The sequence below is a fragment of the Pseudomonas sp. 57B-090624 genome (assembly GCF_003234055.1).
Lineage (GTDB): Bacteria > Pseudomonadota > Gammaproteobacteria > Pseudomonadales > Pseudomonadaceae > Metapseudomonas > Metapseudomonas tohonis.
The window spans coordinates 16,626-28,257 of the sequence record NZ_QKRU01000084.1 but is presented as its reverse complement, the minus strand read 5'-3'; the positions used below and the strand labels follow the sequence as shown (position 1 = coordinate 28,257).

At 67.0% G+C, this 11,632-nt stretch carries 15 protein-coding genes; 5 read left to right on the top strand and 10 right to left on the bottom strand.

All coding sequences use genetic code 11. From position 1 onward, the window contains the following. Positions 1-43: 43 nt before the first annotated feature. The 4 genes from DMX10_RS27920 to DMX10_RS27905 are packed head-to-tail and all read right to left on the bottom strand — an operon-like array spanning position 44 to position 2,953. Complete coding sequence (locus tag DMX10_RS27920; RefSeq protein WP_111264158.1) at positions 44-1,261, bottom strand: winged helix-turn-helix domain-containing protein; 1,218 nt, start codon at positions 1,259-1,261, stop codon at positions 44-46. Positions 1,262-1,283: 22 nt separating this feature from the next. Then, entirely contained in the window at positions 1,284-1,784 is a 501-nt protein-coding gene (locus DMX10_RS27915; RefSeq protein ID WP_111264157.1) for a DUF3291 domain-containing protein, read from the bottom strand. Between the two features lie 19 nt (positions 1,785-1,803). Next, a complete protein-coding gene (locus tag DMX10_RS27910) occupies positions 1,804-2,685 on the bottom strand; it encodes a PhzF family phenazine biosynthesis protein (protein WP_111264156.1) in 882 nt (293 codons plus the stop codon). A gap of 37 nt (positions 2,686-2,722) precedes the next feature. After that, entirely contained in the window at positions 2,723-2,953 is a 231-nt protein-coding gene (locus DMX10_RS27905; protein ID WP_111264155.1) for a DUF1127 domain-containing protein, read from the bottom strand. Between the two features lie 97 nt (positions 2,954-3,050). Between DMX10_RS27905 and DMX10_RS27900 the strand changes: the two genes are divergently transcribed. Continuing rightward, positions 3,051-3,902 carry a LysR substrate-binding domain-containing protein gene (locus DMX10_RS27900; RefSeq protein WP_111264154.1) on the top strand — a complete coding sequence of 284 codons (852 nt, stop codon included), beginning with the start codon at positions 3,051-3,053 and terminating at the stop codon, positions 3,900-3,902. A 78-nt stretch (positions 3,903-3,980) separates the two neighbouring features. On the opposite strand, the gene DMX10_RS27895 is transcribed toward DMX10_RS27900, so the two are convergent. Further along, positions 3,981-4,733, bottom strand: coding sequence for a sulfite exporter TauE/SafE family protein (locus DMX10_RS27895; RefSeq protein ID WP_111264153.1), 753 nt, complete (start codon positions 4,731-4,733; stop codon positions 3,981-3,983). Between the two features lie 100 nt (positions 4,734-4,833). Here DMX10_RS27895 and DMX10_RS27890 point away from each other — a divergent pair, with 100 nt between their 5' ends. After that, positions 4,834-5,787 carry a LysR family transcriptional regulator gene (locus DMX10_RS27890; RefSeq protein WP_111264152.1) on the top strand — a complete coding sequence of 318 codons (954 nt, stop codon included), beginning with the start codon at positions 4,834-4,836 and terminating at the stop codon, positions 5,785-5,787. 103 nt (positions 5,788-5,890) lie between these two features. On the opposite strand, the gene DMX10_RS27885 is transcribed toward DMX10_RS27890, so the two are convergent. Further along, positions 5,891-6,397, bottom strand: coding sequence for an RDD family protein (locus DMX10_RS27885; RefSeq protein ID WP_021216696.1), 507 nt, complete (start codon positions 6,395-6,397; stop codon positions 5,891-5,893). A gap of 153 nt (positions 6,398-6,550) precedes the next feature. On the opposite strand from DMX10_RS27885, the gene DMX10_RS27880 reads away from it, so the two are divergent. After that, a complete protein-coding gene (locus tag DMX10_RS27880; RefSeq protein WP_111264151.1) occupies positions 6,551-7,003 on the top strand; it encodes a MarR family winged helix-turn-helix transcriptional regulator in 453 nt (150 codons plus the stop codon). A gap of 150 nt (positions 7,004-7,153) precedes the next feature. Continuing rightward, positions 7,154-8,179, top strand: a complete 1,026-nt coding sequence (locus DMX10_RS27875; protein ID WP_111264150.1) for an alpha/beta hydrolase — start codon at positions 7,154-7,156, stop codon at positions 8,177-8,179. 69 nt (positions 8,180-8,248) lie between these two features. Here the strand turns inward: DMX10_RS27875 and efp are convergent, their stop codons facing one another. From efp to DMX10_RS27860, 3 genes are all read right to left on the bottom strand, one after another. Further along, positions 8,249-8,815: an elongation factor P gene (efp, locus tag DMX10_RS27870; RefSeq protein ID WP_111264149.1), complete on the bottom strand. Its 567-nt coding sequence runs from the start codon at positions 8,813-8,815 to the stop codon at positions 8,249-8,251. A 43-nt stretch (positions 8,816-8,858) separates the two neighbouring features. Further along, positions 8,859-9,986 (bottom strand): elongation factor P maturation arginine rhamnosyltransferase EarP, encoded by a 1,128-nt coding sequence (earP, locus tag DMX10_RS27865; protein WP_111264148.1) that lies wholly within the window; start codon positions 9,984-9,986, stop codon positions 8,859-8,861. Positions 9,987-10,147: 161 nt separating this feature from the next. Continuing rightward, positions 10,148-10,366, bottom strand: coding sequence for a hypothetical protein (locus DMX10_RS27860; RefSeq protein WP_111264147.1), 219 nt, complete (start codon positions 10,364-10,366; stop codon positions 10,148-10,150). A gap of 181 nt (positions 10,367-10,547) precedes the next feature. On the opposite strand from DMX10_RS27860, the gene DMX10_RS27855 reads away from it, so the two are divergent. Continuing rightward, the gene (locus tag DMX10_RS27855) at positions 10,548-10,769 is read left to right on the top strand and encodes a hypothetical protein (protein ID WP_111264146.1); all 222 of its coding nucleotides are present in this window, start codon (positions 10,548-10,550) and stop codon (positions 10,767-10,769) included. A gap of 69 nt (positions 10,770-10,838) precedes the next feature. Here DMX10_RS27855 and DMX10_RS27850 read toward each other — a convergent pair whose 3' ends face one another. Next, positions 10,839-11,306, bottom strand: a complete 468-nt coding sequence (locus tag DMX10_RS27850; protein ID WP_111264145.1) for a gas vesicle protein — start codon at positions 11,304-11,306, stop codon at positions 10,839-10,841. Between the last annotated feature and the right edge of the window lie 326 nt (positions 11,307-11,632).

The following is an 11,632-nucleotide window of genomic DNA, read 5'->3' as shown; positions in this document are numbered from 1 at the left end:
CCCTTCCCCCCGCGTGAACACGAGGCCCACTCGACGGGCGCCTCTAGCCAGCCGACCCCGCCAGTGCCGCGCGCAGGCGCAGGGTTCCGGGGCGCTGGCAGGTGATGGCGACCTCCTCCAGCCCCAACCAGGCAGCGAGGCGGCGCAGGTTCTCGGCCAGGGCGTGCAGGCCCGCCTCGCCGAGCCCGGGTGTTTCCTCGTGCAGGGCGTGCACGGCCAGGCGGCTGTGGGCACGCTCGGCGCGCAGGTCGACGCGGGCGGGGATGCGCTCGTCGTGGAGGAACGGCAGCACGTAGTAGCCGTACCGGCGCTTGTCCGCCGGGGTGTAGATCTCCAGGCGGTAGTGGAAGTCGAACAGGCGCTCGGTGCGGGCGCGCTCCCAGATCAGCGAATCGAAGGGCGACAGCAGCGCGCTGGCCCTGGCCTTACGCGGCACCGCCGGCTCGCCGAGGCAGTAGCCCACCTGCTTCCAGCCGCGCACCGCGACCCTCTGCAGGTCGCCGTTCTCCACCAGGTCGGCCAGGCCCTGGCGGGCATCGGCGACGTCGAGGCGGAAGTAGTCGCGCAGGTCCTTCTCGGTGCCGACGCCCAGGGCCCGGGCCGAGTGCAGCAACAACTGGCGGATGGCATCGGCCTCGGCCAGCTCCGCGCCATTGCGCAGGTCCGCCGGGATCACCCGCTCGGGCAGGTCGTAGAGCCGCTCGAAGCCGCGCCGCCCCGCGACCGTCACCTCGCCGGCGGCGAACAGCCACTCCAGCGCGTGCTTCTCGGCGCTCCAGTCCCACCAGGGGCCGGCGCGTTCCTGGCGGGTGCTCAGGGCCCCGGCACCCAGGGCGCCCTGCTCGTGCACGGCGGCGAGCACGCGCTGGATCACCTCCTGCTGCTCGCGGCCGAAGCGCGCCAGCTGCTGGTAGATGCCCCGCCCCTGGGCAGCCCGCTGCATGCGCCAGCGCATCGCCGGGTAGAGCGCCAGGGGCAGCAGCGAAGCCTCGTGGCCCCAGTACTCGAAGAATTCGCGGCGGCGCGGCCTGCCCCAGGCCAGCTCGTCCAGCAGCTCGCGCGGATAGGCGCCGAGGCGCGAGAAGAACGGCAGGTAGTGCGAGCGCACCAGTGCGTTGACCGAGTCGATCTGCACGACGCCGAGACGCCCGGCCAGCGTCCGGATGTGGCTGGCACGGACGGCGCCACGGGGCGGCCGCAGGAAGCCCTGGGCGGCCAGGGCCAGGCGGCGGGCTTCGGCCGCGCTGAGTTCGAGGGGCATCGGAGCGGTCCTTGCGCGGGAATCAGCCGAGGACATTAGCACCCGCGACAGCGGCTTTCCCATCGCCCGCGAGCGGGGCCGGCGGCGGGAAGGGATGGCGGAAGGTGAAGGCCCCGGACCCCGGCCCCCGCTCGCGCAGGAGGGCCAGGCGCTCGGCGGCTTCCTGCGCGTCGGGCCGATGCCCGGCGGGCACCCACCAGCACACCAGGTGCGCGTCGCCGATGCGCGAGAACCACTCGCTGCGACGCTTGAGCATCTCGGTATGGGCGCCGCGGTAGGTGAAGTCGCGCAGGGACTCCATGTCGCGCCAGACCGAGAGGTTGACCAGCACGTCGTCGCCGAAGGGGCGGATCGCCGTGGCGTCGCCGCCGTCGTCCTCCAGCCGCCAGAGGTACCCCGGCGAGGCTTCCGCCAGGCCGTTGATGCGCGCCAGGTTGGCCACGAAATCGGCCATGCCGGGCGACTCCAGGGGGGCGAGCATCCGCGCGATGTTCAGTTGCGCCAGTTCGAAGGCAGGGGCCATCGGGAACTCCTTCCTCGGGTCAGATGGCGAGGCTCAGCGTGCGCACCACCTGGGCGTTGCCGCCGGCCATCAGGCGCTGGATGCGCCCTTCGCCGTCCAGGTCCAGGTCGACGGTGATCAGGCTGGGCGAGGCCGGCCGCATCAGGTAGCCCTGCTCGATCAGCAAGTGTGCGCCGGGCACACCCACGCGGTCGTGCAGGTAGCACGCCAGCGGGCCGGCGGCCATGCCGGTGGCGGGCTCCTCGGGGATGCCGAAGCGCGGCGCGAACATCCGTGCACCGGCTACGCGGCCAGGCTGGCGGCTGTCACGGGAGAAGGCGTAGAAGCCGATGACGTCCAGCTCCTCGCTGATGCGTTCGAGGGCCGCCAGGTCGGTGTGGATGGCGGCGACATCGGCTTCGCTGCGCAGCGGCACGACGACGAAGGCGACACCGGTGCTGACCCGCGAGCTCAGCAGCCCCTCGGCCAGTTGCCCGGGCGCAAGGCCCAGGGCCGCGAGGCTTTCCGCCAGCAGGCGCGAGCCGGGCTCGACGTCCTGGTACTGCGGTGCGCGTTGCTCCATGAACGCGCGGTCACCTTCGATGTAGATGTCGCGATTGCCGTCGATGGTTTCCTTGTTGCTCCAGCCCTCGCCGACCTTGCCCAGCTGGCGCAGCAGCGAGAAGGTGGCCACGGTGGCGTGGCCGCAGTGGGGGATCTGCCGGTTGGGGGTGAAGAACTCCAGCTTGAAGGCGGCCTGGGCGGAGGCGGAGACGAAGGCCGTCTCCGACAACCCGAGCCGTGCGGCGATCGCCTGCTTCTGCACGGCAGTGAGCGCATCGGCATCGAGCACCACGCCAGCCGGGTTGCCACCTTGTCCGCCATCGACGAACGCATTCACGATCCTGACTTCGACTTGCATCGCGTTTCCTTGTTGTGTGGGTTCACTGCATGTGGGGTCACTTGGCCAGCGGGTCGTCCCAGAACGGCCGTTCGCTTTCCTGCATCACGTCGCCTCGGGACAGGCCCAGGTCCTTGAGCATGGCATCACTCAGGCCGGCGAGCTCCCGGCGCTGGCTGTACAGCCGGTACCAGCGCAGCAGGCGCGCGCCGATGGAAAGTTGAGGGCCACGAACGGCGGGCCGGTGGGTGGGGTGCAGCGTGCCTACGAAACCGAATTGACCTTTCATCGCATCGCCCTCCTTGTGGGGTTGGCGCCAGTTTCCTGCGACGCATATGATCAATCCAACGAATGTTTCTTATGCACTGCATCTCGAGAATTGATGAATGAGCTACCCCGCCATCGACACGGAACTGCTGCGCACCTTCGTCGCCATCGCCGACAACGGCGGCTTCACCCGCGCGGCCGAAGTGGTCAACCGCACCCAGTCGGCCGTGAGCATGCAGATGAAGCGGCTGGAAGAGGACGTGCTGGAGCGCACGGTGTTCGAGCGCGACGGCCGCCAGGTGCGGCTGACCGCCGAGGGGCAGATCCTGCTGAGCTACGCGCGGCGCATCCTCAAGCTGCACGGCGAGGTGATGACCACCCTGCGCGAGCCGCACATGGTCGGCTCGGTGCGCATCGGCACGCCGGATGACTATGTGATGCGCTTCCTGCCGGGCATCCTCTCGCGCTTCGCCCAGTCCTACCCGCTGGTGCAGGTCGAAGTGCATTGCGAGTCGTCCTCGCAGCTGCTGCAACGCCAGGACCTGGACCTGTCGATCATCACCCGCGAGCCGGGCACCGAGATCGGCCAGTTGCTGCGCCAGGAGCGCTTCGTCTGGGCCGAGGCCATCGGCTTCAGCCCTCATGAGCAATCCCAGCTGCCGCTGGCGATGTTCAACACCGACTGCTTCTGCCGCGCCTGGGCCTGCAACGCACTGGACGCCATCGAGCGCCCCTACCGCGTCGCCTACACCAGCCCCAGCCTGTCGGCGATCATGGCGGTGGTCAGCGCCGGCCTCGCGGTGACCGCCCAGTTGCAGAGCCTGATCACGCCCGACATGCGCATCCTGGGCGAAGCCGAGGGCCTGCCCACCCTGCCCGCCTGCAGCATCGTGCTGGTACGCAATCCGCGCAGCAGCTCACCGGTGACCGAGACCCTGGCCGAGCACATCGTCGAAGGCTTCCGCTTGTGAGTGGTGCTGGGCTTCGCTCTGGCGAAGCCCAGCAGCGTTCCCGCAGGATGCAGGCGGCCCGCCCCCGCGCAGGCTCGATCACTCGAACGCCAGCATCACCGCACAGACCAGCAGGAAGACGCAGAACGCCGTGCGCAGCACGCGCTCCGGCAGCGCATGGGCCAGGCGGACACCCCAGCTGATGCTGAGCAACCCGCCGACAGCCAGGGGAACGCCCATCGCCCAGTTGACGTGATGGTTGAGGCCGTAGGTGGCCAGGGTCACTGCGGTGCTGGGCGCGGCAAGGGACAGCGACAGCCCCTGGGCAACCACCTGGGTGGTGCCGAAGACGCTGGTCAGCACCGGCGTGGCGACCACCGCCCCACCCACCCCGAACAGCCCGCCCATGGCACCGGCGAACCCGCCGAGCACGCCCAGCCAGGGCCAGGGATGGCGCAGTTCCGCGCTGACCGTGGCCTTGGCCATGAACATGCGGGCGAAGTTGTAGGCCGCCAGGGCCAGCAGGAAGCCGACGAAGGCCAGGCGCATGCTTTCCGCCTCCAGGCGCACCGCGAACAGCGAAGCCAGCCAGGCGAAGCCGAAGCTGGTCACCGCCAGCAGCAGCGCGTAACGCGGGTCGATGCGGTTGCGCTGGTGGTAGCGCCAGAGTGCGAGCAAGACGTTGGGCACCACCATCACCAGGGCAGTGCCCTGGGCCAGTTGCTGGTCGAGGCCGAACAGCACCCCCAGGGCGGGGATGGCAATCAGCCCTCCGCCGATACCGAACAACCCACCCAGGGTGCCAAGGGCCGCACCGAGCAGCACATTCAACGCGATAGCAAACAGATCCATAAGGCCTCCGATCAGATGCCGCGCATGCTACGCAGCCTTGGCTAGCACGGAAACGCACAGCAACGCACAATGGCTTTGCGTAATTGGCATAGGCACCACCATGAATCCCGATGCTCTGACCGAACAGCTGGCCCTCTTCCTCGACGTGCTCGAGGCCGGCAGCTTCTCCGCCGCCGCCCGGCGCCATCCGCTGACGCCCTCGGCCGTGGCCCGGCGCATCGACACCCTGGAACGCAGCCTCGGCAGCACCCTCTTCACCCGCAGCACCCATGCGGTGCGCGCGACGCCGGCGGGGCTGGCCTTCGCCGAACGGGCCAGGCGGATACTCGCCGAGCTGCGCCTGGCACGGGCCGAGGCCGTGTCCCTGAGCAGCGCGCCGGAGGGGCTGATCCGCATCGATGCGCCCGCCCCCTTCGGCCGTCGCCACCTGGCGCCGGCCATCGCCGAATTCCTCGTCACCTACCCGGGGCTGGACGTGCAGTTGCGGCTGATCGACAGCTTCATCGATATGCACGGCACCCACCTGGGCGAGGTGGACCTGGTGCTGCGCATCGGCCCGCTGGCGGACACCCGCCTGGTGGCGACACCGCTGTCGCCGCTGGTCCGCGTGCTCTGTGCCAGCCCCGACTACCTGCGCCGGCGCGGCGTGCCCCAGGACCCGCGCGAGCTGACCGACCACGACGGCCTCGACTGGGACGCCCTCGCCCCACCCTACGCCTGGCGTTTCGAGGTGGAGGGCCGCAGCCAGGTGATCCGCCCCCGGCGCATGCGCATGACGGCCAATAACGCCGAGACCCTGTTGTTCAGCGCCGTCGCCGGGCTGGGCGTCGCCCACCTGCCGACCTGGCTGATCAGCGACTACCTGCTGCGTGGCGAACTGGTACCGCTGCTCTGCGAAAACGGCTTGCCCGCCCCGGAGCCCAGCGGCATCTATGCCCTGCGCCTGGAAGGCGAAGCCAGCTCGCGGAGCCGGCTGTTGCTGGAATTTCTCAAGAACCGCTTCGGCCCCGTGCCACCCTGGGACCTGGCCCTGAGCGGGCTGGGGCAGGCCTGAGGGGCTCACCCGCCCTACCCGTAGGATGGCGTAGAGCGCAGCGAAACCCATCAGTGCAGCCCCTCAGTCCCGGGCTGAAGCCCGGGCTACCGAGGCCGATGGGTCAATTGGGCAGTTGCACCACGCGGGTGCTGGCGGTCAGGTCATGCAGGCAACGGCGATCCGCGCGGAAGATGAACAGGTAGTTCGCCAGCAATATCAGGCCGCCGATGATCGGGATGTAGGCGACCAGGCCCCAGAGCAGGTAGCGCTTGAGGTACATGGTGATCCACTCGGGCTTGTTGCCCTGCAGGTCGACGATGGCAAGCTTGAGCACTCGCTTGCCGACGGTCTGCCCGTAGTTCTTCAGGAAGTGCCCGTTGATCGCCAGGAACACCACGATACCCACCAGCGAACCCAGCGCCTGCTGGCCGAAGCCGGGCTGCACGCCCTCCATGAGCCCATCGTAGACACCCAGCAGGTAGCTGATGGGGATGGTGACGCACAACAGGATCAGCCCATCGATCAGCGCGGCGCCGAAGCGCGAGCCGCGGGCGGCCAGCGGCAGGCCGGTGGCTTCGTGGGTCAGCTCCGCCTGGGGCGATTGGTAGGGGTTCTGGGCATCGGTCATTTGCAGCTCTCCTTGCAGGGGTCTAGCCGGCAATTCTGGCTGCTGCGCACGGCGGCGCAAGCCCCCGTGCGCCGAAATGAGAACCGGTCAAATTTTGCTCACGAAAGGCTTGTGCGCTAAATTACGACCATTCCAGCCCCCAAGGAGGCCGCCATGAACACCCCGCTCGAACGTTGCGACGACCTGCTGCTCGACAACCAGCTGTGCTTTGCCCTGTATTCCACCTCCCTGCTGATGACCAAGGTCTACAAGCCATTGCTGCAGGAGCTTGGCCTCACCTACCCGCAGTACCTGGCGATGATGGTGCTCTGGGAAGGCGACGGCATCACCGTGGGCGATATCAGCGCGCGCCTGCTCACCGACCCGGGCTCCCTCACCCCCCTGCTCAAGCGCCTGGAAGCCGAAGGCCTGATCACCCGCACCCGCAGCAGCGCCGACGAGCGCGTGGTCGAACTGCACCTGACCGACAAGGGCCGTGCCATGCACAAGCAGGCCCAGCGCGTGCCCGCCTGCATCCTCGCGGCCAGCGAGATGGACATCGCCAGCCTCGGCCAGTTGAAGGACGAACTGGTGAACCTGCGCAGGAGCCTGCAAAAGGCCGTCTGACGGCCTTATTCCTGTTTCGCTGGGTTGTTATTCGGTTTTCTTCTGAATAAACATCTTGCGCGCAAACTAAATGATCGCTAATTTCCACATCACGCACTTAGTTAGCGCGCAATATTTTACGAAGCCAAACGAATCCAGCGGAGAACCACCATGAACACCCAGCGCATCGGCACCCTCCTCACCGGCAGCCTTCTCGCCCTGTCCATCGGCAGCGCCTTCGCCGCCGGCAGCCCCGGCGTCGAACACACCACCCAGGCCTTCCTCGAAGCCCTCGAAGCCGGCAACGGCAAGCCCCTGGAAACCCTCGCGCCGAAGGATGCCCGTGCCGTGCTGGTGGGCGCCCAGGCCGGCGTGAAGGTCGACCTCTCCGGCACCCGAGTCGAGAAGAAGAGCATCCAGGTCAACGGCCAGCCCCTGGAGCTGACCCTCGTCCGCCCCGAAGGCGCCAAGGGCGACCTGCCGGTGTTCATGTTCTTCCACGGCGGCGGCTGGGTGCTGGGCGACTACCCGACCCACGAACGCCTGATCCATGACCTGGTGGTGAACTCCGGCGCGGTGGCCGTCTACGTGAACTACACCCCCTCGCCGGAAGCCAAGTACCCCACCGCCATCAACCAGGCCTACGCCGCCACGAAATGGGTGGCCGAGCACGGCAAGGACATCGGCGTCGACGCCTCGCGCCTGGCCGTGGCCGGCAACAGCGTCGGCGGCAACATGGCGGCGGTGGTCGCGCTGATGGCCAAGGAACAGGGCGCCCCGAAGCTGCGCGCCCAGGTGCTGCTGTGGCCGGTGACCGACGCCAACTTCGAAACCGCCTCGTACAACCAGTTCGCCCAGGGGCACTTCCTCACCAAGCCGATGATGCAGTGGTTCTGGGACAGCTACACCACCGACCCGAAGCAGCGCGCCGAGATCCACGCCTCGCCCCTGCGCGCCACCACCGAGCAGCTCAAGGGCCTGCCGCCGACCCTGATCCAGACCGCCGAGTTCGACGTGCTGCGTGACGAAGGCGAAGCCTATGCCCGCAAGCTGGACGCCGCCGGCGTCGAGGTCACCGCCGTGCGCTACAACGGCATGATCCACGACTACGGCCTGCTCAACGTGGTCAACCAGGTCCCGGCGGTGCGCTCGGCCATGCGCCAGGCCGGCGCCGAACTGAAGAAGCACCTGCAATAACCGCGACGGTTGAATCGCAGGCAACAAAAAGCCCGGCCTAGGCCGGGCTTTTCACATCTCGCGAAAGGCTTAGGCCTTGACGCGGGATTTGTACTCGCCGGTGCGGGTATCGATCTCGATGGAGTCGCCGATTTCGCAGAATGCGGAAACCTGCAGCTCGGCACCGTTGTTCAGGCGAGCGGTCTTCATCACTTTGCCGGAGGTGTCGCCACGCACGGACGGCTCGGTGTAGGCGATCTGGCGGACGATGGTGGTCGGCAGTTCGACGGAAATGACTTTCTCGTTGAAGAACACGGCTTCACAGATGTCGGTCATGCCGTCTTCGATGAAGGTCAGTACGGCTTCCAGATCTTCTTTCTCGATCTCGTACTGGTTGAATTCGTTGTCCATGAACACATACAGCGGATCAGCGAAGTAGGAGTAGGTAACTTCCTTGCGATCCAGGATTACCGGTTCCAGCTTGTCGTCGGCCTTGAACACGGTCTCGGTGGCGGAACCGTTGAGCAGGTTCTTCAGCTTCATCTTGACGACTGCGCTGTTGCGGCCGGACTTGTTGAACTCGGCTTTCAGGATGACCCAGGGGGAGCCATTGATGTTGGCAACCTGGCCAGCGCGGAACTCTTGAGCGGTTTTCATACGAATATCCGATTTGGATGAGTGACAAAAAACAGGCCGCGTATCATATCCAATTTGTATAAAAATGCACCAGCCCTGCCGCCAGATCCTGGCGACCCGCCTGCAAGCCGCACCATTTCGCGGCATGGGCCTGCAATCGGGCCTCGAACGGCTGCATCGCCAACCAGGCGGCGCCCATGTCGCCACCCTGGTTCCAGGCCCGCCAGGCCGTGAGCAATGCCCGCGCCGGCGCCTCGTCCAGGTCGGCGACATAACGCGCGAGAAAGGCGTCGAGCTTCTCCAGGTGAACATCGTCCTCCTGCCGGTAGATGTGCCAGAGCATCGGCTGGCCGGCCCATTGCGCACGCACGAAGGAATCCTCCCCGCGCACCGCGTTGAAGTCGCAGCACCAGAGCAGGCGGTCGTAATCGTCCTGGGACAGGAAGGGCAGCACCTGCAGCACCAGGTTGCCGCGCGGGTGCCTGTCGCCCACGGCCAGGCCACCGGTACCGAGCCAGTTCGCCACATCGCCCAGCACGCGACCCTCGGGCACCAGTACCTGGGTGGCGCGCGGGTCCGCCGCCAAGGCATCGAGCCAGCCGGGCAGCGCCGCATTCTCGTAGGCGAACAGGGAGATCAGCCGCTCACCCGGCTGGTGCTGCACGCCGAGCGTGCGGAGGAAATCGGCCCGGGCCCCGGGCTCCCCGCGCAGGGCATCGCGCCGGTCGAGCAAACCGCGCTCGCGCAGCAGGCCGCCGGTGCGCTCGGTGAAACCCGGGAAGAAGAAGAACTTCTGCAGCCCATCGGCCTGCAGGGATGGCAGGCCGTGGAAGCCTTCCACCCAGTCCTCGGCGCTGAGGTACTCCAGGTTCAACCAGAGCGGCGAGCGGGCCCGCGCAGCCATGGCCTCCCTGTAGGCAGCGGGCAGTTGGCAGGCGAAGGCCTCGATCACCACGTCCGCAGGTTCCGTCGGCTGCCACCCGGCCGCCCAGCGGCGTACCTCCACGCCCTGGTGCAACTGGCGATCGGCCCCGGCATCGGCGCCGGGGCACAGCCGCGCGAAGGCGGCCGGCTCGTCCACCCAGAGACGCACCCGCAGGCCGTGCTCGGCCACCAGCTGGCGCGCCAGGCGCCAGGTGACGCCGATATCGCCGTAGTTGTCCACGACGCTACAGAAAATGTCCCAGTTCACGAGGGGCTTCCGCGATAAAAGCCGGCAGTTTACCCGCACCCGGCCCAGGCGGAAAAAACAAGGCCCGCCAGGTGGCGGGCCAAAGGGGGTGCGGGATGGGCACCAGGAATAAACGGGCAGCCCCACGCTGCCAAAATGCGCCGGAGCAGGCGCTGGAAAACTCAGGCGGCCATGGCCAGGAAACCCTTGTGACGCTTGGCCATCTTGGCCATTTCCAACTCCCAGATCGCCTTGCTTGCGCAGGCCATGTCCAGGGTGGTGTAGGGACCGGATTTGCACTGGCCGTCGATCATCACGAACCAGCAGGCCAGATGCCCTTGCGCTCGCAGCGCCTCGGGAACTGCACTTCCAACGACGGACATGATGTCGATATGCGGCATGGCTGCCTCCTTCAATCTGTTGGAGCCAACTCTATGTGCGCGCCGCACCGCTTTGAAATCAGTCGTCTCGATAGTGCTTATGGACGTTGACGATCACGGCCGTGGACCGCCCGGGAAAATCGGCAAAACCAATTCCCGCCCTGCCCGTCTATTGGCAATGACACCCGGCAAGGAGGAAGACATGAAGGGCCACAACCGCTACGAGATCATCTACAAGGAAAACGGCACCCCGCGAGCCTTCATGGTCGAGGTGGATTACCAGCCGTCCAGCTCCGACATCTATGGCCTGCTGATGGAGAAACACGGCATCCCCTTAACCGGGGAGCCCAGGGACAACAGCGACTACCTGCGCATGACCGCCGAGAAGGGCATCACCGATGTCGCGGTGCGGCGCAAGTACTGAAAGCAGGAAGCCCCGGACGCATGCCGGGGCTCCTCTGGGTCGCGGGGTGCGCGACGGCGGACGTGAAGGTCAGCTCAGGGTGCCGAGGTTGAACCCGGTCACCGAGGCGAGCGTGCCGCGCCATAGGGTCAGGCCGGTGCAGGTCAGGCCGCCGGCGGCATGGACGTTGACGTTCTTCAGGTGGATGTATTGCGGCGGCAGCAGTTTCGGGTCGTCGCCGGTGGTCTTGGTCATCACGCCCAGGTTGGCGAAGGTGGAGCGGATGTCCTCGCGACCCTCCGGCGGCCAGGAGTTGGCGTACTCGTCGGCGAACTGGGCGAAATAGCTCTCGACGGAGATGAGCGTGCCACTGATCATCCCCGCCCCGATGGTCAGGGTGATGCCCACCTCCACCCCGAGGTCGTTGGCCTGGCGCACCAGCATCTGCAGGAACCAGTCCATGCTGCGGCCCGTCCACTCGAAGTCCTTGGCCTTGTTCAGGTCGTATTCGGCGAGGCCCGCAGGCTCCTGCATGGCGAGGTTGTCGTTGTCGCTCATTGTCCATCTCCAGTGGCTTCAAACCCTAGGTTTATAGCACGTGCCCCCGTTGGACCGGCGGCGCGACGCAAGAGTTGCGGTCCGGCCAAGGGGGCGTAGGGTGTTCTAGGGGCAACCCCTAGATCGTGTAAGAGATTGCCGACAAATGGCTAGGAGATGAGCTAGCTATCACCTGGCCATCACCTTACAATTGGCGCCAAGTTCACGGCGAACCTGCTGGCGTAGCGCCCCCTGCAACGCAGCGTTCAATCAATCCAGGGAAAGCAATCCAAGCTGATTCGTAGTGACTCGACCAGGAAGGCCGATCACCGTCGGCTTCACCGTCG